Annotated in this window: 22 protein-coding genes; 14 read left to right on the plus strand and 8 right to left on the minus strand. The window is 61.2% G+C overall.

Going from position 1 to position 22,933, the window contains the following annotated elements:
• Nucleotides 1-7: 7 nt before the first annotated feature.
• On the plus strand, nt 8-670 hold the full coding sequence (locus AC6GQJ_RS02405) for a histidine phosphatase family protein (protein ID WP_500771403.1): 663 nt from the start codon (nt 8-10) through the stop codon (nt 668-670).
• 6 nt (nt 671-676) lie between these two features.
• Here AC6GQJ_RS02405 and AC6GQJ_RS02410 read toward each other — a convergent pair whose 3' ends face one another.
• Nucleotides 677-1,672 carry an NADPH:quinone oxidoreductase family protein gene (locus AC6GQJ_RS02410; RefSeq protein ID WP_500771405.1) on the minus strand — a complete coding sequence of 332 codons (996 nt, stop codon included), beginning with the start codon at nt 1,670-1,672 and terminating at the stop codon, nt 677-679.
• A 140-nt stretch (nt 1,673-1,812) separates the two neighbouring features.
• Here AC6GQJ_RS02410 and AC6GQJ_RS02415 point away from each other — a divergent pair, with 140 nt between their 5' ends.
• The 12 genes from AC6GQJ_RS02415 to AC6GQJ_RS02470 all read left to right on the plus strand — a co-directional run bounded on the left by AC6GQJ_RS02415 (nt 1,813) and on the right by AC6GQJ_RS02470 (nt 14,408).
• Complete coding sequence (locus tag AC6GQJ_RS02415) at nt 1,813-2,637, plus strand: SDR family NAD(P)-dependent oxidoreductase (protein WP_500771407.1); 825 nt, start codon at nt 1,813-1,815, stop codon at nt 2,635-2,637.
• Between the two features lie 3 nt (nt 2,638-2,640).
• On the plus strand, nt 2,641-3,528 hold the full coding sequence (locus AC6GQJ_RS02420) for an SDR family NAD(P)-dependent oxidoreductase (protein WP_500771409.1): 888 nt from the start codon (nt 2,641-2,643) through the stop codon (nt 3,526-3,528).
• A gap of 94 nt (nt 3,529-3,622) precedes the next feature.
• Complete coding sequence (locus AC6GQJ_RS02425; protein ID WP_500771411.1) at nt 3,623-4,819, plus strand: acetyl-CoA C-acyltransferase; 1,197 nt, start codon at nt 3,623-3,625, stop codon at nt 4,817-4,819.
• Nucleotides 4,820-4,891: 72 nt separating this feature from the next.
• Nucleotides 4,892-5,893, plus strand: coding sequence for an NAD(P)H-dependent flavin oxidoreductase (locus AC6GQJ_RS02430; protein ID WP_500771413.1), 1,002 nt, complete (start codon nt 4,892-4,894; stop codon nt 5,891-5,893).
• A complete protein-coding gene (locus AC6GQJ_RS02435) occupies nt 5,886-6,908 on the plus strand; it encodes a phosphotransferase family protein (RefSeq protein WP_500771415.1) in 1,023 nt (340 codons plus the stop codon). The genes AC6GQJ_RS02430 and AC6GQJ_RS02435 overlap by 8 nt, the downstream gene beginning before the upstream one ends.
• 193 nt (nt 6,909-7,101) lie before the next feature.
• A complete protein-coding gene (locus tag AC6GQJ_RS02440; RefSeq protein ID WP_500771417.1) occupies nt 7,102-8,346 on the plus strand; it encodes a branched-chain amino acid ABC transporter substrate-binding protein in 1,245 nt (414 codons plus the stop codon).
• A 138-nt stretch (nt 8,347-8,484) separates the two neighbouring features.
• Nucleotides 8,485-9,441, plus strand: coding sequence for a branched-chain amino acid ABC transporter permease (locus AC6GQJ_RS02445; protein ID WP_500771419.1), 957 nt, complete (start codon nt 8,485-8,487; stop codon nt 9,439-9,441).
• The gene (locus AC6GQJ_RS02450; protein WP_500771421.1) at nt 9,438-10,736 is read left to right on the plus strand and encodes a branched-chain amino acid ABC transporter permease; all 1,299 of its coding nucleotides are present in this window, start codon (nt 9,438-9,440) and stop codon (nt 10,734-10,736) included. Before AC6GQJ_RS02445 ends, AC6GQJ_RS02450 begins: the two co-directional genes overlap by 4 nt.
• A complete protein-coding gene (locus AC6GQJ_RS02455) occupies nt 10,733-11,488 on the plus strand; it encodes an ABC transporter ATP-binding protein (RefSeq protein WP_500771423.1) in 756 nt (251 codons plus the stop codon). Before AC6GQJ_RS02450 ends, AC6GQJ_RS02455 begins: the two co-directional genes overlap by 4 nt.
• Nucleotide 11,489: 1 nt before the next feature.
• Complete coding sequence (locus AC6GQJ_RS02460; RefSeq protein WP_500771426.1) at nt 11,490-12,191, plus strand: ABC transporter ATP-binding protein; 702 nt, start codon at nt 11,490-11,492, stop codon at nt 12,189-12,191.
• Nucleotides 12,192-12,278: 87 nt separating this feature from the next.
• Complete coding sequence (locus AC6GQJ_RS02465) at nt 12,279-13,502, plus strand: serine hydrolase domain-containing protein (RefSeq protein WP_500771428.1); 1,224 nt, start codon at nt 12,279-12,281, stop codon at nt 13,500-13,502.
• Nucleotides 13,503-13,538: 36 nt separating this feature from the next.
• On the plus strand, nt 13,539-14,408 hold the full coding sequence (locus tag AC6GQJ_RS02470; RefSeq protein ID WP_500771430.1) for an acyl-CoA thioesterase: 870 nt from the start codon (nt 13,539-13,541) through the stop codon (nt 14,406-14,408).
• 81 nt (nt 14,409-14,489) lie between these two features.
• Here AC6GQJ_RS02470 and AC6GQJ_RS02475 read toward each other — a convergent pair whose 3' ends face one another.
• Entirely contained in the window at nt 14,490-15,254 is a 765-nt protein-coding gene (locus AC6GQJ_RS02475; RefSeq protein ID WP_500771432.1) for an SDR family oxidoreductase, read from the minus strand.
• 164 nt (nt 15,255-15,418) lie between these two features.
• On the opposite strand from AC6GQJ_RS02475, the gene kynU reads away from it, so the two are divergent.
• Nucleotides 15,419-16,612, plus strand: coding sequence for a kynureninase (gene kynU, locus AC6GQJ_RS02480; RefSeq protein WP_500771433.1), 1,194 nt, complete (start codon nt 15,419-15,421; stop codon nt 16,610-16,612).
• Nucleotides 16,613-16,867: 255 nt separating this feature from the next.
• Here kynU and hpaH read toward each other — a convergent pair whose 3' ends face one another.
• The 6 genes from hpaH to AC6GQJ_RS02510 all read right to left on the minus strand — a co-directional run bounded on the left by hpaH (nt 16,868) and on the right by AC6GQJ_RS02510 (nt 22,921).
• Nucleotides 16,868-17,668, minus strand: a complete 801-nt coding sequence (gene hpaH / locus AC6GQJ_RS02485) for a 2-oxo-hept-4-ene-1,7-dioate hydratase (RefSeq protein WP_500771434.1) — start codon at nt 17,666-17,668, stop codon at nt 16,868-16,870.
• A complete protein-coding gene (locus AC6GQJ_RS02490) occupies nt 17,665-18,519 on the minus strand; it encodes a fumarylacetoacetate hydrolase family protein (RefSeq protein ID WP_500771436.1) in 855 nt (284 codons plus the stop codon). Before AC6GQJ_RS02490 ends, hpaH begins: the two co-directional genes overlap by 4 nt.
• Nucleotides 18,516-19,913: a pyridoxal phosphate-dependent decarboxylase family protein gene (locus tag AC6GQJ_RS02495; protein WP_500771438.1), complete on the minus strand. Its 1,398-nt coding sequence runs from the start codon at nt 19,911-19,913 to the stop codon at nt 18,516-18,518. The genes AC6GQJ_RS02490 and AC6GQJ_RS02495 overlap by 4 nt, the downstream gene beginning before the upstream one ends.
• A 95-nt stretch (nt 19,914-20,008) precedes the next feature.
• A complete protein-coding gene (gene hpaD, locus AC6GQJ_RS02500; protein ID WP_500771440.1) occupies nt 20,009-20,992 on the minus strand; it encodes a 3,4-dihydroxyphenylacetate 2,3-dioxygenase in 984 nt (327 codons plus the stop codon).
• Between the two features lie 27 nt (nt 20,993-21,019).
• Nucleotides 21,020-22,534 carry a 5-carboxymethyl-2-hydroxymuconate semialdehyde dehydrogenase gene (gene hpaE / locus AC6GQJ_RS02505; protein ID WP_500771442.1) on the minus strand — a complete coding sequence of 505 codons (1,515 nt, stop codon included), beginning with the start codon at nt 22,532-22,534 and terminating at the stop codon, nt 21,020-21,022.
• Entirely contained in the window at nt 22,535-22,921 is a 387-nt protein-coding gene (locus AC6GQJ_RS02510) for a 5-carboxymethyl-2-hydroxymuconate Delta-isomerase (protein WP_500771444.1), read from the minus strand.
• Between the last annotated feature and the right edge of the window lie 12 nt (nt 22,922-22,933).

Consider the following 22,933-nt stretch of genomic DNA (forward strand, 5'->3'; position numbering starts at 1 on the left):
CTGTATTATGGATCAAGAATACCGCCAACCAAGATATACGCCACCCCAAGGTGCGGCCGATCTGTACCTAATCCGCCATGGCGAAAGTGCTGCGGCACGGGCCGGCGTCAACTTTCCTATGAAAGACGGCCATGGCGATCCGCCTTTGCACCCTGCGGGCGAGGTGCAGGCCATCGCCGTAGGCGAACGGCTAAAGAAAGAACCCTTTGCCGCGATCTATGTCACCAAACTGGTCCGTACGCACCAGACCGCTGCGCCACTGGCCGCGCATCTGGGGCTGACTCCGATTGAGAACCCCGATCTGCACGAGGTGCATCTTGGGGAATGGGACGGGGGTCTGTACCGGATCAAGGCCGCGACGCAGGATCCGACCTATCTGGAGGTGGTGAAACGGCAGGATTGGGGGGCCATTCCACAGGCCGAGGCGCGCGCTGATTTCTTTGCGCGGGTTCGGCGTGGGTTGCAAAATATTGCACAAGCGCACGCGGACGAACAGGTCGCCGTCTTTGTCCATGGCGGGGTGATCGGGGCCGCGCTGGCCATCGCAACGGGATCAGAGCCGTTTGCCTTTCTAGGTGCGGCAAACGGGTCCATCAGTCGTCTGGTGGTGTCGGGCGACCGGATGGTCGTGCGCGGCTTCAATGAAACCCGCCACCTCGACCACCTATAGCGCGCGTTATGGCGCGGTCAGCACAACTTTGCCCAGCACTTTGCGGTCGGAAATCAGCTTTAGCGCCTGCGCCGCGTCGGTCATCTCGAAACGGGCCGAGATGTGCGGCTTGACCAGACCTTTCTGATACATATCAAAGAGTTCGTGCATGTTCTGCATGTGCCCTTCGGGATCACGATAGATCGATGCCCCCCAGAACACGCCGACAATCTGGCAGGACTTGAGCAGCGTCAGGTTCAGCGGGATTGACGGGATACCGGCGGGAAAGCCGACCACCAGATACCGTCCGCCCCACGCCATGGAGCGGATCACAGGCTCCGCATAATCACCGCCCACGGCATCATAGGCAACATGCACACCATCCGGTCCGGCGATCTCCTTGATCTGTTTGGACAGTTCCTTTTGCGTCGCGCGGTCCATCTCGCGGGGGTAGATGACGGTCGCGTCGGCGCCGAGTTCTTTGCAAAAGGCGGCCTTTTCTTCGGAACTCACGGCGGCGATCACACGCGCGCCTGCGGCCTTGCCCAACTCAATCGCGGCAGCGCCCACGCCGCCCGCGGCACCAAGGATCAGCAGTGTCTCGCCCGACTTCAATTCCCCGCGTGTTTTCAACGCGTAGTGGGACGTTCCGTATGTAAAGACGAAACAAGACGCCTCGTCAAAAGGCATGTCCTCGGGCATCTTCAGGCAGGTTGCCGCGGGCACGCAGATGTGGGTAGTGAACCCGCCAAAGGCCGTCATGGCGATCACGTTGTCACCCACGGACAACCCTTCGACCGCATCACCGACCGCGTCGATCACGCCTGCCACTTCGCCGCCCGGGGCAAAGGGGCGCGGCGGTTTGATCTGGTAGAGGTCGCGAATGATCAGCGTGTCAGGGAAATTGACGCCCGCCGCCTTGACCGCGATGCGCACCTCTTTGGGCTTGGGTGTGGGGTCCGGTGCTTCGGTCCATTCCAAGGTTTCGGGTCCGCCAGAGGTCTTGCTGAGCATCGCATGCATGGGTGATCCTTTCGGTTGTGACGTAACGGCAAGGGTGCACGACGCCTGCCTTTGCGGGCAACGTGAGCAGAACAACGACTGCGTGTAAAGCCGTGCAATCGCCACCGGCACACCCGCAGCACCGATAGGAGGAGTGAACGATGGACCCTAACACACTGTTTTCATTGCATGGTAAGGTTGCGCTTGTCACAGGCGGCGCAACGGGGATCGGGCGCATGGCCGCGACGGGCCTGATGATGGCAGGGGCGCGGGTTCTGATCGCCAGCCGCAAGGGCGACGCTTGCGAGGCCGTCGCGGCAGAGCTGAACGCGATGGAAGGCCCGGAGTCGGTCGAAGGGTTTGCAGGCGATGTCGGGAGCGAAGAAGGCATCAAAGCACTGGTGGCCGAGGTCACGTCGCGCACGGACAAACTGCACATCCTGATGAACAATTCCGGCGTTACATGGGGCGCGCCCATGGGCCAGTTCCCCCATGCGGCGTGGGAAAAGGTGATGAATGTGAACGTCGCGGGCCTGTTCCATCTGACGCAATCGCTGCTGCCCATCCTGATGGAAACCGGCACAGCGGACGATCCGGCCCGCGTGGTCAATGTCGGGTCGGTCATGGGTGAGGCGGCGATGGGCGACGGGGCCTATTCCTACGCGGCCTCCAAGGCGGCGGTGCTGCACATGACCAAGATCATGGCCAAGGAACTCGCTCCGCATCACATCACGGTCAACGCCATCGCGCCGGGCCCCTTTGTCAGCAAGATGACCGCCTTTGCCACCGCCGATGAGGACATGCGCGAAAAGGTCGGCACCGATGTGCCTTTGGGCCGTGTCGGGCGGGACGAGGATATCGCGGGCTGCATGCAGTTCCTGTGCGGCATGGGCGGTGCCTATCTGACCGGTGCGGTGCTGCCCGTGTCGGGCGGCATCCAAGTGATGACCGGCCCCAACCTGTTCCGCGCCGCGCTGGAGGGCTAGACCATGATCCGCTTTGACGATCAGGTCGCCATCGTGACCGGTGCGGGCGCGGGTCTGGGGCGCAGTCATGCGCTCGGGCTGGCGGCAAGCGGCGCGCGCGTGATGGTCAACGATGTGGGGCAGGGCGGCGCAGCTGTCGTGGCCGAGATCGAGGCCGCAGGCGGGCAAGCCATGGCCCACAATGCCGACGTGTCCGACGCGGACGCAGTGGCAGACATGGTGGCGCAGGTGATGGACCGTTGGGGCCGCATCGACGCGCTGGTCAACAATGCGGGCATCCTGCGCGACAAGACCTTTGCCAAGATGGACATGGCCGACTTTCGCCGCGTGATCGACGTGCACCTGATCGGCTCGGCCAATTGCTGTCATGCGGTCTGGCCGATCATGCGCACGCAGGGCTATGGGCGGATCGTTCTGACAGCGTCGGGCTCGGGCCTTTATGGCAATTTCGGTCAGGCGAATTATGGGGCCGCCAAGGCCGCGATGGTCGGGCTGATGAATGTGTTGCACCTTGAAGGCGCGCGCGATGACATCCGCATCAACACGCTGGCCCCCACGGCCGCGACAGCGATGACCGAAGACTTGTTGCCGCAAGCCGCGCTTGACCTGCTGGGGCCCGAGACGATCACCCCCGGTGTTCTGTTCCTGCTGTCGCAGGATGCGCCCAGCCGTACGATCCTGTCCGCAGGGGCGGGCACATTCGCGGTGACGCAGATCCGCGAAACCCATGGCACCATGATCGAAGGAGACATCACCCCCGAAGCCGTGGCCGCGAACTGGGCCACGATCAGCGACAGTGACGGGGCCGAAGATCTCGAAAACGCCTTTGCCCAGACGCGCAAATATGCGCTGCGCGCCGCGCAGGCCAAGGGCATCAAGCTTGACTGGTAACAGTTGATCCGCCCTCATCCGGCGGAAAATATCAGGCCGCGCACCGCGCTTTGACGCGTCGCCTACGGCCGAAAAAGGAAGAGGAGACCGACCCATGCGTGACGCTGTCATCGTTTCAACCGCCCGTACCCCCATCGGCAAGGCCTATCGCGGGGCATTCAACGCCACCACGCCGCAAACCCTAGCGGGACACGCGATCAAGGCCGCCGTGGAGCGCGCCGGACTGGAAGGCGGCGCAGTGCAGGATGTGGTGCTGGGCGCCGCCTTGCAGCAGGGCCATCAGGGCGGCAACATCGCACGGCAAGCGGCGCTGCGCGCGGGTCTGCCCGTGACCGCAGGCGGGATGAGCCTTGACCGGCAGTGCGCGTCGGGCATGATGGCGATCGGCGCGGCCAGCAAGCAGGTGATCCATGACGGCATGGATGTGGTTGTGGGCGGCGGCGGCGAAAGCGTGTCGCTGGTGCAGACCCAGCAAATGCGCGTGCATGGCGATCCTTGGCTGAAAGAGCATAAGCCCGAAATCTACATGACCATGTTGGAAACCGCCGAAACGGTCGCCGCGCGCTACGGTATCAGCCGCGAGGCGCAGGACCACTATGCCGTGCAATCGCAGGCCCGCACCGCCGCCGCGCAAGAGGCGGGCAGGTTCGATGACGAGATCGTGCCGCTGTCGACCGTGATGAAAGTGCAGGACCGCGAGACCAAGGAAATCTCAGACCGCGAGGTCACGCTGAGCAAGGATGAAGGCAACCGTCCCGGCACCAGTTACGAGAATGTCGCGGGGCTGAACCCTGTGTTTGCCGATGGCATCCACATCGCCAAGGGTGAGTTCATAACCGCTGGTAACGCCTCGCAACTCAGCGACGGGGCGTCCGCCGCCGTGGTAATGGAAGCGAAGATGGCCGAGCAAAAGGGCCTGTCGCCACTGGGTCGTTGTGTCGGCGTCTGGGCCACGGGGTGCGAACCGGACGAAATGGGGATCGGCCCTGTCTTTGCGGTGCCGCAGCTCTTGGCAGCGCATAACCTCAAAATGGACGATATCGGGTTGTGGGAGTTGAACGAGGCCTTTGCGGTGCAGGTACTTTATTGCCGCGACAAGCTGGGCATTCCCGACGACATCCTGAACGTGAACGGCGGCGCGATTTCGATCGGCCACCCCTATGGCATGTCGGGCGCGCGCATGGTTGGCCACGCGCTGATCGAAGGCAAGCGGCGCGGTGTGCGCTATGTGGTGTGCACCATGTGTGTGGGCGGCGGCATGGGGGCTGCCGGCCTGTTCGAGGTATTGTGAGCGTGGTGTATGTCGTGGGGGCGGGAGCCTCCGGCGGCAGTATTTTTGGCCAAAAGAAAGGTGCGGTTCGCCATGACTGAAGCGCGATCCTTGTCAGAGGTGTTGCAAGGGTTGCGCATTCCCATGATCGCGGCGCCCTTGTTCATCATCTCGGTTCCCGAACTGGTGATTGCGCAGTGCAAGGCCGGAATTGTGGGGTCGTTTCCCGCGCTGAATGCACGTGAAGGCGAGGGCGAGCCGCCCTTGCTGGACGCGTGGCTGACGCAGATCACCGAGGCGCTGGACCGGCACAATCAGGAAAACCCCGACCGGCCTGCGGCACCTTTTGCGGTCAACCAGATTGTGCATCGGTCGAACACGCGGCTGGAGCGTGATCTGGACATCTGTGTGCGCCACAAGGTGCCGTTGTGGATCACATCGCTTGGTGCGCGGGTCGAGGTAAACGAGGCGGCGCATTCCTGTGGCGGCCTTGTGCTGCATGACGTGATCAACAACACGTTTGCGCGCAAGGCCATTGCCAAGGGCGCGGACGGGTTGGTGGCGGTCGCAGCCGGTGCGGGCGGGCATGCGGGGCAGCAATCCCCCTTTGCGCTGGTGCGCGAGATCCGCGCATGGTTCGACGGCCCGCTGGCCCTGTCCGGCGCGATTGCTACTGGCGCATCGCTGTTGGCGGCGCGCGCGGTGGGGGCGGATTTCGGCTATGTCGGTTCGCCCTTTATCGCGACGGAGGAAGCCAATGCCCAAGCCGACTACAAACAGATGGTGGCCGACAGCGGGGCCGAGGACATCGTCTATTCCTCGCTGTTCACAGGGGTTTGGGGCAACTATTTGCGCGGTTCGATCACAGCGGCGGGCCTTGATCCGGACAACCTGCCAGAGGCGGATGCGTCTTCGATGAACTTTTCCTCCGGATCGTCCAAGCCCAAGGCGTGGAAAACGATCTGGGGTGCGGGGCAGGGCATCGGGGCGGTCAAGTCGATCGGGCCGGTTTCGGCCCTCGTCGACCGTATCGCACAGGAATACCAAGACGCAGGCCGCGCGCTGGCGCAAGACTTTGGGAGTGGACATGACTGACGCACAGCAACTGGATACCGCTGCGGTTGCAGCCTATCTGACAGACCAACTTCCGGGCTTTGACGGGCCGGTCAAAGCGGTGAAATTCGACGGGGGCCAGTCCAACCCGACCTTTCTGCTGAAGACAGGCGCGGGCAACTATGTGCTGCGCCGCAAACCGCCGGGGCAGTTGCTGAAATCCGCCCATGCGGTGGATCGCGAATTCCGCGTGCAACGGGCGCTGTTTGACACGGATGTGCCCGTGGCGCGGATGCATGTGCTGTGTCAGGACACCGACGTGATCGGGTCGGATTTCTATGTGATGGACCACGTGGCAGGACGCAACTTTAACGAACCCACGATGGACGGGGTCAGCCCCGACATGCGTGGCGCGGTTGTGGATGATATGAACCGCGTGCTTGCGGCCTTGCATGACGTGGATGTTGATGCGGTCGGCCTGTCCGATTACGGCCCGCCCGGGCATTATCTTGCACGTCAGGTGGGGCGCTGGTCGAAACAATACCGCGCCTCGGAAACCGAGGATCTGCCGGCGATGAACACGCTGATGCAGCGACTGGTGGACGAGATGCCCGAAGATGACGGCCAGCGCACGCTGGTGCATGGGGATTACCGGATCGACAACATGATCTTTGAGGCCGAGGGCGCAAAATGCCTCGCCGTGCTGGATTGGGAACTGAGCACGATCGGCCATCCCTTTGCCGATCTCGCCTCGGTCATCATGCAGTGGCAACTGCCTGCGGGGCGCGAAGGGCGTGGTTTGCAGGGTGTGGATCGGGCCAGCCTTGGCCTGCCATCGGACGCGGCCTTTATTGAATCCTACTGTGCGCGGCGCAATTTGGACGGGATCGACGACTTCGGCTATTACCTTGGGTTTTGTTTCTTCCGCATGGCCGCGATCATCCAGGGGGTTTTGCGGCGCGCACTGGATGGGAATGCGTCCAACCCGAAACGCGCGCTTGAGGTCGGTGCGCTTGTGCCGATGTTCGCGGAGCATGGACTGAAGGCGCTGAAATAGAATTATATCAGCGTGTTAACCGTCGACCCTAATTCAATACTTCACCTAAAATTCCTCCCGCATGACGCGAAACACATCCAAACCTCAACGCTTGACTTATTCTGATTGTGTGCAACGCTGACCCCATCCTGAGCCAGAACTGCGCCCTATAGAGGCGTCCGCGCCGGGACCATGTTCTAGGGAGGAACACCATATGCGTAACACAATCACGCTTGGCGTGGCTGCAGCACTGACTCTGACGGTCAGCGCATTTGCCAGCGCCGCAGACACAGTCAAGATCGCCTTTATCGACCCGCTGAGCGGCCCCTTTGCGGGCACCGGCGTGAACGGGTTGCACCAATATGAATTCGCCGCCGAAGAGTTGGTGAACAAGAAGGGCGGCGTTCTGGATGGCGACATGTTTGAGATCGTCGGCTTTGACAACAAGATCAGCCCGAAGGAATCCCTGATCCAGCTGCAAGTCGCGATTGATCAGGGCATCCGCTATATTGCGCAGGGCAACTCCTCGGGCGTGGCAAACGCATTGACCGAAGCGATCAGCAAGCATAACCGCCGCAATCCGGATGACCGCGTGCTGTTCTTGAATTATTCGGCCGTCGATCCGGCGCTGACCAATGACAAGTGCAACTTCTGGCATTTCCGCTTTGATGCGAATGCGGACATGAAGATGGACGCGATGACGGATGTGATCGCCGGTGATGACAGCATCAAGAAGGTCTACGTGATCGGGCAGGACTATTCCTTTGGCAAGGCCGTCGCCTCTGCTGCTGAACGGTTCCTGACGGAAAAACGCCCCGATATCGAAATCGTCGGCAACGAATTGCACCCCATCGGCAAGGTCAAGGATTTCACCCCCTACAGCCGCAAGATCGTCGCCTCAGAGGCGGATGCGATCATCACCGGTAACTGGGGCGCCGACATGCTGGGCCTTGGTAAATCGGTTCTTGAAAACGGCTATTCCGGCCCGATCTTCACCTATTACGGCGCGGCTGACGGTATTACCGCCGCCTTCGGTGAAACCGGCAAAGGTTCCCTACGGCTTGTTTCCGAAGGGCAGATCAACCCGCCCGTCAGCGACCGCGCTTCGGCCTATTACACCGCTTTCAAGGAAAAATACCCTGACGGCAATGTCAGCCAGTCGCGCATCACCAACGTGATCGAAATGCTGGCCCGCGCCATCAACGAGGCAGGCAGCGCCACGGACGTGGTCAAGGTCGCCTATGCCCTCGAAGGGATGGAGCATGAAAACCTCTGGGGCGGCACGGTGAAGATGCGTGAACAGGACCACCAGTTGATTCAGGATGTCCACATTCACGCCCACACCAATGACGGCGTCACCTTCGACTATGACAACTCCGGCTACGGCGTCGCGGTCGAGGAAACGATTACCATGGCTGCCATGGACAGCCCCACAACCTGCGACATGAAGCGGCCCTGATCAGGACCGCACACCGGCTCTCCCGCATCTTTTGGCCAAAAATACTGCGGGGGAGTCCGAAGGACGGGGGCAGAGCTCCCTAATCATGTCATGGCTGCTTGTGGCCTCGCCACAGGCGGACCAAGCCGGAGTTGGTATATGGACCTTATTCTCGTCAATCTGATCGACGGACTTGTGACGGGCTTGCTGCTCTTCATGCTGTCGGCAGGGCTCACGCTCATCTTCTCGATGATGGGGGTGCTAAATTTTGCCCATGCAAGTTTCTACATGCTGGGTGCCTATTTCGCCTACCAGATCAGCCTCGCCTTGGGTTTCTGGATGGGACTGCTGATCGCGCCACTGATCGTGGGCGTGCTCGGGGCAGGGGTCGAACGCTACGGACTTCGACGCGTCCACCAGTACGGCCATGTGCCCGAGTTGATCTTTACCTTCGGCCTTGCCCTGTTGATTGAGGAACTGGTGCAGTTTATCTGGGGCAAAAGCCAGATGGCCTACAGCGCGCCCGAAGTATTGCAGTTCACCGCCTTTTCTATCGCGGGCAATGCCATTCCTGCCTACAAAATTTTCATGATCTTCATCTCGGTGGCAATCTTCATCGGGTTGCTTTGGGTGCTGACGCGCACCCGTGTGGGCATGATCATTCAGGCAGCACTCACCTATCCGCGCACGGTCGAGGCGTTGGGCCACAATGTGCCGCTAATCTTTATGGGCGTCTTTGGCGTTGGCACCGCACTGGCGGGCGTCGCGGGGGTCATTGCGGGCCCCGTGCTTGGCACCTTTCCGGGTATGGCCTTCGTGCTCGGCTCCATCGTGTTCGTGACAATCGTGATCGGCGGGCTTGGATCGCTTTGGGGCGCTCTGGTTGCCTCGCTGCTGATCGGCTGGATCACGACCTTCTCGAAATCCTACAACCTGCGGATGGAGGATCTTCTGACCACGCTCGGCTTTAGCAAACCCGACAATATATGGGACAGCCCGTGGCGCGACCTGTGGTCGATCACCAGCCCGCAAATTGCCGACATCCTGCCCTATATCCTGATGGTGCTGATCCTGATCTTCCGCCCCCACGGCCTGTTCGGAAAGCGCGGCTCATGACCGATCAACTGACCACCGACCCGACCAAACCGGCACAGCGTATGCGCGCTGGATCGATGACCATTCCGCTGATCCCGTGGATCATCGCAGCGGTCCTGCTGTGCGTGCTGCCCTTTGTGTTCACCAATAATTCCGCCATCACCATCATGAACCAGATGGCGATCACCATCATCTTCGCGCTGGCCTATAATATGCTGCTGGGGCAGGGCGGGATGCTCAGCTTTGGCCATGCGGTCTATGCGGGTGTGGGCGGATTTGCCTGCATGCATATCATCAGCATGGACGATTTCTTTGCCACCCTGCCCTTGCCCGTCCTTCCGATTTTCGGCGGGTTGATGGGCGCGGGGCTGGCCATGGTGGTCGGATCGTTCTCGACCCGCAAGGCGGGCACGGTTTTCGCCATGATCAGCCTTGGCGTAGGCGAGTTGATTGCTGCCTGTTCGGTGATCATCGTCGCCTTCTTCGGGGGCGAGGAAGGGATTTCCGGCGACCGAACTTACGGGCTGCCCTTCTTCGGGGTCGAGTTCCTGCAACAGATCGAGGTCTATTACCTGATCGCGGTCTGGCTGATGATCTCGGCAGCGCTGATGTACCTCTATTCCCGCACGCCCATGGGGCGCATGGCCAATGCGGTGCGCGACAACCCCGAACGGGCCGAGTTTCTGGGCTATTCCGCCCGTTGGGTGCGGTTTTACAGCTTTGTCGCCTCGGGCTTTTTCGCGGGGATTGCGGGGGCGCTGTTCGCCATCAACTACGAGATCCTGACCGAGGAGAACCTGAACACAACCCAGTCGGGCATCATCCTGCTGGTGACGTTCCTTGGCGGAGTTGGCTTCTTCTTCGGGCCGATCCTCGGGGCGATCGTGTTCACGCTGGTGCAGACCGTGCTGTCGTTGCAGACCGAGTTGTGGGGTTTTTACCTTGGCATCATCTTTGTCGCCACGGTCATGTTCTTTCCCGGCGGTCTGGCGGGGCTTATCATGATGCATGTGCCTGCCTTGCGGCTGGGCAAGCTCGGGCGGCTTGTGGTGCCGTACCTCAAGACCTTCGGGGGTGGCATCCTCGGGGTGCTCGGCGCGGCCGTTCTGGTTGAGATGATCTTTCATGTGCGTCATGCCTCGGTGGGTGATCACGAGATGACCCTGTTCTGGACCACCTTTGACAGCCATTCGATCCTGCCTTGGATCATCGCAGGCGCGGCAGCGATCGTCGGTTTTGCCATCGTGCGCGCCACCTCTGCCGATTTGGTCGAGGCATGGAATGACGCCAATTCGGACACGGAGGGCCGCCAATGACCCCAGCACTCGAACTCCAGAACCTCAAGAAGGCTTTTGGCAAGACCGAGATCATCCGCGGCGTCGATCTGTCCATCGGCAAGAACGAACGCCACGCCATCATCGGGCCGAACGGGGCGGGCAAATCCACCCTGTTCAACCTGATCACCGGACGTTTTCCGCAAAGCGGCGGCACCATCCGCCTGCACGGGGCCGACCTTGCGGGCAAAGCCTCGTTCGAGATCAACCGCATGGGCCTCAGCCGGTCGTTCCAGATCACCAACATCTTCCCGAAGATGAGCGTGTTTGAAAATGTGCGCTGCTCGCTTTTGTGGTCGATGGGCTATCGCTACAACTTTTGGTCCATGGTCGGACGCTCGCGTGCGCTGACCGAAGGGGCGGATGCGATCCTTGAACAGATTAACCTGACCGCACGGCGCGATCTGCCTGCCGGTGTGCTCAGCTATGCCGAACAGCGCGCGCTGGAAATCGGGATCACCATTGCGGGCGGGGCCGATGTTATCATGCTGGACGAACCCACCGCAGGGATGAGCCATTCGGAAACCGACTATATCGTCGATCTGATCCGCACCGTGACCGAAGGCAAAACACTGGTGATGGTGGAACATGATATGGGCGTCGTCTTCGGCCTCGCCGACCGCATTTCGGTGCTGGTGTACGGAGAGATCATCGCCACAGGCACCCCCGAAGAGGTGCGTGCAAACCCGCGTGTGCAAGAGGCCTATCTTGGCGCCGCATTGGAGGACGCGTGACATGCTGACAGTTTCGGACCTGCACGCCTATTACGGCAAAAGCCACATCCTTCAGGGCGTCAACCTGACCGTCGGCACGGGCGAAATCGTTGCGCTGCTGGGCCGCAACGGGGTCGGGCGCTCCACCACCTGCAAGGCCGTGATGGGCGAGGTAACGCCCCATGGGTCCGTCCAGTTCAAAGGGCAGGAGATCGCGGGCAAGAAAGCCTTTGAGGTGGCCAATCTGGGCATCGGCTATGTGCCCGAAAACCGCGATATCTTTCCGGGCCTCACCACCCGGCAAAACCTCGTTCTCGGCCTCAAACCCGGGCAAAAGGACGGCACGGGCCGCTGGTCCATGCAGGACATGTTCGATCTGTTCGAAAACCTCGCCACCCGTGCGGATGTGGAGGCATCGGTGCTGTCGGGCGGAGAACAACAGATGCTGACCATGTGCCGCACGCTGATGGGTGACCCCGATCTGGTGATGATCGATGAACCGACCGAGGGGCTGAGCCCACAAATGGTGCAGCGTGTCGCGCAGGTCTTGCAAGAGATTGCCAAGCGCGGGATCGCAACGCTGCTGGTGGAACAAAAGCTTTCCATCGCTCTCGACATCGCGCACCGCGTCTACGTGATGGGCCATGGCAAAGTGGTGTTCGAAGGCACGCCCCAAGAGTTGAAAGCGCGCGATGATGTGCGCCGCGAATGGCTTGAGGTCTAGTCGCGCTGCCCCGTTCCACCCCTTGTGCGCTGGTGGCAATACGTGCTGCTGTCGGCGCAACTTACCCCTCACCGGAGTTTTGCGCCCATGGCCCGCATATTTGATCCCGACCGCCTGAACCGCATCCGCGACTGGAATGCGCGGCAGGTGGCGGAACGCCGCTTTGCTGGATTGTCGGTGCTGATCTGTCAAGGCGGGGACGAGGTGTTTTTCGACAGCCACGGGCTGCGCGATCTTGCCAGTGGCGCGCCCTTTGAACGCGACACCGTGGCCCGCATCTATTCCATGACCAAACCCGTCACATCACTTGTCCTGATGTCACTGGTCGAGGAAGGGCTGGCGCATCTGGACGCGCCTTTGTCGCGTTTCCTGCCCGAATTCGCCCATCCCCGCGCCCTGATCGACGGCGCCACCCATATCGACCACACGCGCCCTTGCGCGGTGCCGACGCTGCACCAGTTGCTTACCCACCGTTCGGGGTTCAGCTATGCGTTCAATCCCGGATTGGTGCCGCAGGAAATGGGCGCGCAAAACCTCACCTTTGCGCCCCGCGCCGGAACCCTTGCGGGAACCTGCACCGCGCTTGCGGACCTGCCGCTTGCCTTTGCCCCCGGCGCACGTTGGGAATATTCCGTTGGCATCGACCTGATCGGACGCGTAATCGAGGTCATCACCGGCCAAACTCTTGCCGAGGCGTTTGCCGAACGTATCCTCGACCCGCTTGGCATGACGCAAACCAGTTTTGCCGTGCAGCCAGACCAGCGCGACCGCTTTGCCGCGCTTTATACCCCGCTTGACGGCCACCCGATGGACCTGACCGCAGGGCGCATGGGCGCCGACAGTCTGCGCCTTGCCGATGGCACCGACACCTCGCCCTTCCTTGAGCCCACCTGCCTCAGCGGCGGCGGCGGGCTGGTCGGAACCATCGACGATTACGCGAAATTCGCCGACTGTTTGCGGCGCGGCGGGCAGGGGCCGGACGGCCAGCCCATCATCTCGACCGCCACGGCCGATTTCATGATGTCCAACCACCTGTCCACCGATATCGCCAGTCAGGGCCCGTCGAGCTTTGCCGAACAGCCCATGGTCGGGGTCGGCTTTGGCATCGGCGGCTCGGTCACGCTCAACCCCGCGCAAAGCGGCGTGCCCGGATCGGTCGGAGATTTCAGCTGGGGCGGCATGGCGTCGACTTATTTCTGGCTCGACCGTCGCAACGATTTCACAGTGGTCCTGTTCACCCAGCTCAGCCCGTCCTCGGCCACACCGGCGCGCGCCGAACTCAAAGGGCTGGTACATGGCGCGCTGATGTGACACGCAGCGCATAAACAGGCAATAAAGGATCGCCCCATGACAGACGTCGACCAGACACTCCTTGATTTGTTGCGGGTCGAACCGCTTGAGGTGGATCTGTTTCGCGGCACAGGGCAGGGCGGCGAAACCCCGACCCGCATATTTGGCGGGCAGGTCATCGGTCAGGCGCTGGCATCGGCCTATCAGACTGTCGACGACCGGCTGTGCCACTCGCTGCACGCCTATTTCATCCGCCCCGGTGATCCGTCGATCCCCGTGATCTATCAGGTGGACCGCGCCCGCGACGGCGGCAGCTTTACCACCCGCCGTGTCGTGGCGATCCAGCGCGGGCGGCAAATCCTGAACATGTCGGCGTCTTTCCATGTGGACGAAGACGGCTGGTCCCACCAGCACCCGATGCCCGACGTACCCGCGCCCGAAGGGCTGGCAGACCGCGAAACCCTGCGCGCCCCCGTGGTGGATAAGATCCCCGAACAGCATCACGACGAATTCCTGCGTCCGCGCCCGATTGATATCCGCGAGGTCGCCCCGCGCGACTTCTTCACCCCCGAACCCACGGGCGATGAAAACCATATGTGGTTCCGCATGGCCGCCGCCAAGGGGATCAGCGCGCAACTCCAGCACTGCCTGCTGGCCTATGCGTCGGATATGAACCTGCTCGGCTCGTCCCTGCGCCCGCACGGCCAAACTTGGTTCACTGGCCGCGTTATGACCGCGAGCCTTGACCACGCCATGTGGTTTCACGGCCCTGCCAATTTCGCCGACTGGCACCTCTATAGCATGGACAGCCCATGGTCCGGCAACGCGCGCGGTTTCAACCGCGGCACGATCTACAACCGCGACGGCACCCTGATCGCCTCGGTCGCGCAAGAAGGGTTGATCCGTCCAATCAAATCCAAAGGCTGAACCCCAAGCCTCCGTATTCTCTGTTCCAAAAAAATCCCGGGGGAGTCGCGCTAGCGACGGGGGCAGTGCCCCCGACAGCGCTCAGGATCCGTACACGCGGTTCAACTTGCGCATCCCGCCAATCCAGCGGTCATAATCAGCCGTCTTGCGGCGCATATATTCCAGCACATCCTTGTGCGGCAGCACCAGAAAGGTCTCGGCGCGGATCGCTTCCACACAGGCCCGCGCCGCCACATCCGGCTCCAGCATCCCGTCGATTGAGGCGACGTGATCCTCGAACCCTTCGGTCATCGCCGTGCGCACCGCTTGGGGGCACAGAACCGATACTTTGATCCCGTCATCGCCATGGGTCATCGCCAGCCATTCGGCCAGTCCGACAGCGGCGTGTTTGGTCACGCCATAAGGGGCCGATCCGATCTGGTTCAGCAGGCCCGCAGCCGAGGCAGTGTTGAGAAGGTAGCCACCGCCACGGGACACCATGCGCGGCACCACATGGCGTGCGGCCCAGACATGGGCCATCACATTGATTTCCCACATGCGCTGCCAGTCCGTATCGGGCACTTCCGCGCCGCCTTCGATCAGGATGCCCGCATTGGAACAGAACAGGTCAATCGGGCCGGTTTCTGCTTCGACCGTGTCGATCATCGCGGCGATTTCGTCTTCTTTCGACACATCAGCAACGAAGGATAGTCCGTTGATTTCACGCGCAACATTAGCAACGCCCTCTGCATCCCGATCTGCGCAGACAACCGCACGCGCACCTTGTTGCGCAAAAGCGATGCACAAGGCGCGCCCGATGCCGCTGGCCGCTCCGGTGACAACGACGATCCTGTCTTTGAGCTCCATGATTTCCCCCTCATATGTCGCGTTTTCCCAACGCTAGTGCTGCGCGGGCGCGCTGCCAAGCCTGCCGTGGCGAGAGTGCGCTGTACAGCACAGGGCGCGGCGCGCTAGACCTGTGCGAAAGCCGCGCCAAAGGGTAGGGCGCAGGGATAAAAGCGAGGGTTGTCATGGGTGTATCACTGCCAAGAAAAGAGATGTTCGATATCCCCGAGGGCGTCATTTACCTCGACGGCAATTCGCTTGGCGTACTGCCCAAAGGCGCGGCGGAACGGGCGGCCACGGTGATCCGTGACGAATGGGGCGGCCAGTTGATCAAGGCGTGGAACACCGCCGGATGGATGGCGCTGCCTGCAGATGTCGGGGATACACTTGCCGGCCTTCTGGGCGCGCCGCAAGGGTCGGTGGCCACGGGCGATACCTTGTCCATCAAAGTCTACCAAGCCCTTGCTGCGGCGTTGAAAATGCGGCCCGACCGCCGTGTGATCCTTTCGGATTCAGGCAACTTTCCCAGCGATCTCTACATCGCCCAAGGGCTCATCAACACCATAGACAAAGGCTACGCGCTGCGCACACCAGACCACGCGGATGTGCTGGATGCGATAACCGAAGATGTGGCCGTGGTTATGTTAACGCATGTGGATTACCGCACCGGCGCGATGCACGATATGGACGCGATCACCCGTGCGGCCCATGCGGTCGGGGCCGTGATGATCTGGGATCTGGCGCACAGTGCTGGTGCCGTGCCGGTGGATTTGACGGCCTGCGATGCCGAATTCGCGGTTGGATGCACCTATAAATACCTCAACGGTGGCCCGGGTGCGCCCGCATTCATCTATGCGCGTCCCGATATCGTGCTGGACCTCGAACCGGCGCTGTCGGGATGGCTGGGCCATGATGCGCCATTCGCGATGGAGCCATCCTATCGTCCTGCCATGTCGACCGAGCGGTTGCGCATCGGCACGCCATCCATCGTGCAACTGTCGATCCTGCAAGAGGCGCTGAAAGTGTGGGAGGGTGTGGATATGGCCGATCTGCGTGCCGCGTCGATCAGACTGTCCGAACGCTTCATTGCCGAGGTTGAGGCGCGTTGCCCAAGCCTGACACTGGCAAGCCCGCGTGATCCGTCACAGCGCGGCTCGCAAGTGTCCTTTTCCTTTGAACACGGGTATCCGGCGATGCAGGCGCTGATCGCGCGCGGCGTTATCGGCGATTTCCGCGCGCCGGACATCATGCGCTTTGGCTTTACGCCGTTGTATCTGGATGAGACAGAGATCGTACAGGCGGCAGAGATTATTGAAACGGTGATCAATGAAGGGGTCTGGCGCGCACCGGAATATCAGACGGTGTCGCGTGTGACGTGATGCTGTGCGTTAGATGTGCTGTGTAACGAATTAGTTTGTATACACTTTGTCTGATTTTTGGACGGGATGGTACGTTTGGCAGGGGGAAACGCAAACCGGCCTTAGGCGCGTCCGGCACGTCTAGCTGAATGCTCCATGCAAAATACCTATAATCCACATTATGTTAATATTGTACTGGTGAGAATATTGGCAAACCCCTTGTTTTAAGGGTTCCGCCACCAACCCCCGTACAGAGGTCCAGCAAAGACACACCCTTTACCCAAACGCGATGTCCACCGACCCGAACGGCCCAAAGTCCGTGTGGATCCGCGTGCCCGCCGGACATTCGACCGGACGGATAAAGCTGCCCGACAGCACAACGTGCCCCGGTTCGATCTGCTGACCATAAGCCGCCATGCGACGTGCAAGCCACACCACGCTTTCGACGGGGTCGTTCAGCACGCCCGCGCCAAGGCCGGTTTCCTCGATCTCGTCATTGCGAAATGCCATCGCGCCAACCCAACGCAGGTCGAAGGCGTCGATCTTGTGCCGTTCCTTGCCCAGCACGATGCCTGCATTGGCGGCATTGTCGCTGATCGTGTCATAGACCGTGCGCGTCTGGCCGGTCGCCTTGTCCTGCCGCACGATCCGCGTGTCGAGGATTTCGATCGACGGCGCGACAAAGTCGGTCGCGGCGATCACGTCGGCGCGCGTCACACGCTTGCCGCCCAGTGGTGCTTTTATGACAAAGGCGATCTCGGCCTCGATCCGTGGCTGGATGAAACGGCCCGCCGGAACGGTGCCGCCATTTTCGAACGCCATGTCGTCGAACAGAATGCCGCTGTCGGGAATGTCGATGTTCAGCGCATATTGCATCGCTTTGGAGGTCAGCCCGATTTTCCAGCCGAGCACCTTGCGCCCTTGGGCCAACTTCGCCTCGTACAGCGCGTTCTGGATGGCATAGGCGTCGTCCATCCCCATGTCGGGATGATCCAGCGTCAGCAGCCCGATCTGCGTGCCGGTCTGTTCGGCATTCAGCAAGGCGCGTGCGGCAGCGGCGTGATCGTCGGCGTTCATTGCAATTCGTCCTCGACCCCGTTGCGCAAGGTTCCGATGCCTTCCACCTCGACCTCGACCACATCGCCGGGTTCAAGATAGCGCGGCGGATCAAAGCGTGCGCCAGCGCCCGTGGGTGTGCCGGTGATGATAATATCGCCCGCCTCAAGCGTCATGAATGTCGATATATATTCGATCTCGCGCCGGATCGGGAACATCATGCGCGACAGCACATCGTCTTGGCGCACTTCGCCATTCACACGGGTGATGATACGCGCATCGTCCAGCTGTTTCGGGTCGGTAAACGGCACCAGCCATGGCCCGATGGCACCGGATTTGTCCCAGTTCTTGCCTTGGGTCACGTTGAATTTCGCATGGCGCACCCAATCGCGAATTGTCCCTTCGTTACAGAGGGTTAGCGCGGCGATATGATCATAGGCCGCGTCCTGCGAAATGCGCCGCCCGCCCTTGCCGATCACGATCGCCACTTCACCTTCGTAGTCGAGCGTGTGGTTCTCCGGCGGGCGCAAAAGGTTGCGGTTGTGCCCCGTAAAGCCGGAGGCAAAGCGCGGAAACAGCGACATATACTTCGGCTGGGCCGAACCGTCCTTGTATTCGGCGTTGCGGTCAGGAAAGTTCACCCCGACGCACAGGATGCGCCGCGCATTCGGCATCACCATCTCGTACCGGAAATCCGTGTGCGTGACGTTTTGGCCCTCGGCGGCCTGACACAGGTCGTCAAAACCGCCCGCGTGGATCGCATCAAACAGTGTCGGCCATTGCGGAAACAGCGGGTCAAGCGCGATCATCCCGTGTTCGGTCACGGCGCCGTAATGGGTCTGCCCTTGGGCGCTATAGGTGGCGATCTTCATTTCAACTGCTCCCAAATTTCCTGCACGACGCTGTGCACCATCATCACGTCTTCTTTTGTGGTGTCGAACTGTCCGACCTGCACGCGAATGATTTTGCGGCCCTCGAACATGCCTTGGGTCAGGTAGATGCGCCCGTCGTCATTGATGGCATCGACCAGCCGTTGCTGCATCACGTCATCACCGGGACAGCGGAAGGAAAACAGGCTGAAAATCGGCTCGGTCGTGATCTCGAACCCATCAAGCGCGCGCATCGCCTCGCATAATTCATTCGCCCACGCGATGTGGTTGCGGATGCGCGTTTGCAGCCCCTCAAGCCCGTAAGAGCGGATCAGGAACCACAGTTTTAACGCTCTGAAACGCCGCCCCAGCGGGATGGTCCATTCCGAGTAGTTTGTCACAGCCGCGCCGGTGGTCTTGAGGTATTCCGGTTCGATCTTCAGCGTGTTGAGCTGTGGCGTCGCATCGCGAAGGAACTGGATCGAACAGTCGAACTGTGCACCAAGCCATTTGTGCGGGTTGAACACGATGCTGTCACAGCCGTCGATCTCGGACCAGAACTGCTCCTGTATCTCGGGGCAGATCATGGCCGATCCGGCCCATGCGGCATCCAGATGGGTATAGAGGTCATGCGCCTTGGCCACGCGCAGTACTGGGCCAAGCGGGTCGCACCCCCCTACCCCCGTGCCGCCCGTGATGGCGATCACACCTGCGGGTGTGTGGCCTGCCGCGATGTCGGCCTTGATCGCTGCATCCAGCGCATCCGCGTCCATGCCGTGTAGCGGGCCGGACCCCTTGATTTTGACGAGGTTCTCTTGACCGATCCCCGCGACCCAGCACGCCCGATCAATCGACGAATGCACCTGATCCGAGCAATAGATGCGCAGATGACCCTTTTGGGACAGTCCCTCGCGATTGCCGGTATAGCCCGTGGCCCGTTCGCGCATGGTCAGCACCGCCGACAATGTGGCCGACGACGCGCTGTCCTGAATGACGCCAGTATAGCCGTCAGGCAGGCCCATCGCCTGACGCAACCAGTCGACCATCCGCCCCTCAACCTCGGTCGCGGCGGGCGAGGTTTGCCACAGCATACATTGCGCCGACACGGTGTTGACCAGTTGTTCGGCCAGCATGGAGGGCGGCGCGGCGTTGGACGGGAAATAGGCAAAGAAGCGCGGGTGCTGCCAATGGGTCATGCCCGGCATCACGATGGCCTCGAAATCGGCCATGATCGCGTCCATATCTTCGGGGTGTTGCGGCGGGCTGGCGGGCAGTTGCGCCGCGATCTCTCCGGGTTTGGTTTGCGCCCGCACGGGCCGGTCGCGCAGGGATTTGTGATAGGATGCGCCCCAGTCGGCGATCCGTTTGCTCCAGTCGGAAAAGTCGTCCCAGTTCACGCGTGTACCTCTTTGATCCTGCGTTTCGCAGATAGGGATGGCGCGCGCCCTGCCCGTCCGCGATACCAGCGCGGGGGAAGGCGCACGGTTTGGCCTTATGGCGCGATGATCGGGCTAGCCGCGATATCGCTGTCCTTGGTGTCGACGCCGACGAACTTGCTGCCGTGTTCAAACCAGCTTTTGGGCGCGGGCGCACCCCAAAGCGTCTGGCGCTGCGGGTCTTTCAGATCCCATTTGATTGGCTCAAGGTCCGGATCGACCGTCTGGTAATCCGAACAATAAATTTCGATCCGGTGCCCGTCAGGGTCAAGGATATAGAGGAAGAAGGCATTGGAAATCCCGTGCCTTCCGGGGCCGCGTTCGATGTTGGAAACATAGCCGGTGGTTGCCATCAGATCGAGCAGGTCGATGATATTAAGCGGCGTCGGCACCCAAAAGGCCACGTGGTGCATGCGCGGGCCGGTGCCATTGGTAAACGCCATGTCGTGCACGCCGCCCTTGCGATGCATCCATGCCGCCCACAGCCGCTTGCTGTCCTCATCCTCGGTATATTCCGACACGCGGAAACCGAAATCGGAATAGAAGGCGACGCTTTCATCCACATTCGACGAGAAGCAGTTGAAATGGTCGATGCGCAGCGGTTTGACCCCGCGATACAGCGCGTATTTCTGGTGGATCGGCGGCAGGCGGTCCATCTTGTGATAGAATTCCAGCGGAATGCCCATGTTGTCCGAAGTAAGCAAGGTCCGGCCCTGATAGGCGCGCTCGACCCATTCCACGGGGCGGCCCTTGGCCTTGAAGTAGGCTTCGGCCTTGTCCAGATCCCCCTCGCAATAGGTTTTAAAGCCCATCACCTCGACCGTGCCCGCAAGATCGGATTTTTGCAGGATGATGCAGTGGTGCCCGCGTTCTTCCATGGCGCGCAGATAGACGTGGCTGTCGGTTTCATCCGTGACCTGAAGGCCCAGAATGTCCGTATAGAACGTCTTGGACGCGGCAAGGTCGGACACGTTCAGGCACACATGGCTCAGGCGGATCGTGTTGAAATCCGGAAACAGGTTGGGTGCTGGAATTGGCATAATATCCTCCGGTAAAAACGATGCGCGTTAGCTTGGAACGCCAAGACGCATGATCTTGTGATTGCCCAAAGCAAAGCCGACGTGCTTCTGCTCCATATAAAAATCGAAACTCCAATCGCCGCCGTCGCGGCCAATGCCCGACGCTTTGACGCCGCCGAACGGGGTCGGCAGGTGGCGCACGTTTTCCGAGTTCACCCAGATCATTCCCGCCTCGATCCGGTCGGTCATGCGCAAGGCGCGGGTCAGATCCTGCGTCCAGACATAGCCCGTCAGCCCGTAATCGGTGTCATTGGCGATGCGCAGCGCCTCTTCCTCGGTCGAGAACGGGATAGAGGTCAGCACGGGGCCAAAGATTTCTTCGCGCGCGATGCGCATGTCGTTGCTGGCATTGGTGAACAGCGTGGGGCGTACGAAATACCCTTCGTCACCTGCGGTCACACCACCCGCCGCAACCGTTGCACCGTCGTCCTTGGCGATGTCGAAATAAGAGGTGACCTTGTCGAAATGCTCTTGCGTGACCAATGGCCCGATCTCGGTCGCCGGGTCGAGCGGATGACCAACCTTGATGGCGTTGACACGCTCGACCAGCTTGGCCTCGAATTCGTCCTTGATCGTGTCTTGGATTAGCAGGCGGGACGAGGATGTGCAGCGTTCACCGTTGATCGAATAGATCATGAAGACCACCGCATCCAGCGCACGGTCCAGATCGGCATCGTCAAACACGATCACGGGGTTCTTGCCGCCCAGTTCCAGATGCATCCGCTTGAGCGTATCCGCCCCCTGTTTGGTGATCATCGACCCCGTGCGGCTTTCCCCGACAAAGGCGATGGCCTTGATCGCTGGGTGCTCGGTCAGTGCCTTGCCCGCGTCCTCGCCAAAGCCGTTGACGGTGTTCAGCACACCGGGTGGTAGGCCCGCTTCTTCCGCGATCTCGACCAGCAGGCGTGCGGTCATCGGGGACGCTTCGGCGGGTTTGTGCACCACGGTGCAACCAGCGGCGAGCGCCGGTGCGATCTTCCAAGTGGAGAGCATAAATGGCGTGTTCCACGGTGTGATCACCCCGACAGGGCCGATCGGCACACGGGTTGTGATGTTCATCAACGTCGGGGATTTCAGGTGCTGGCCGTCGCGCGCCTCGACCACCTGATCGGCGAAATAACGGAAATTTTCCGCGCCGCGCAGTGCGGCCTTGGACATGAACCGCCATGTCTGGCCCGTGTCCCAGCATTCGCACAGCGCAATGTCTTCGGCCCGTGCCTCGATACCTTCGGCGATGCGGATCAGGATCTTCTTACGCTCAAGCGCGGGCATATCGCGCCAGCCCGCAAAGGCGTCCGAGGCGGATTTTGCCGCTGCGTCTATGTCCGCCGCCGTGCCATGCGCCACGTCACAGATGAACGATTTGTCGATTGGCGTGTGATTGGCAAACACACCGCCCGCACCCGCCACGTCCTGACCGTTGATGCGGTTCAGAATGCCGGTGTCGCGAAAGCGGTCCAGATGGGCTTGCAGTTTCTCAAGATGGACGTCGAGCTGTGACATTCACGTAATCTCCAAATGGTCGCGGATGGTGCCGGTTTTGGGGGAAAGATCGGGGTCGATATCGCGCATCTCAAGCGACAACGCGATGGAACGGGTTTGCATCACGTCGGCCAGTTGCGCCTTGGCCGCGGCAAAGATGCGCGTGGCGGCGTCCTGCTTTACCTCGGCCGCGCGCCCTGCCCGCAGCCGGATCGAAATATCGATGAACCCGTGCGCGGGGTTGCCGTCGGCAATGGCATAATGGTCCACCCGCGCGGCACGCACGCGAATACCCGGCATGGGAAAGGTGTCGATCTGCGCAGCTTCGGCGCGGATCGCCTCGCAAAAGGCGGCCATGTCAACGTGGGGCTCAAGGTTGCCCGAATAGTCGATGTGGAAATGCGGCAAAGTCCCCTCCCG

The sequence above is a fragment of the Tateyamaria sp. 7Alg 36 genome (assembly GCF_059882455.1).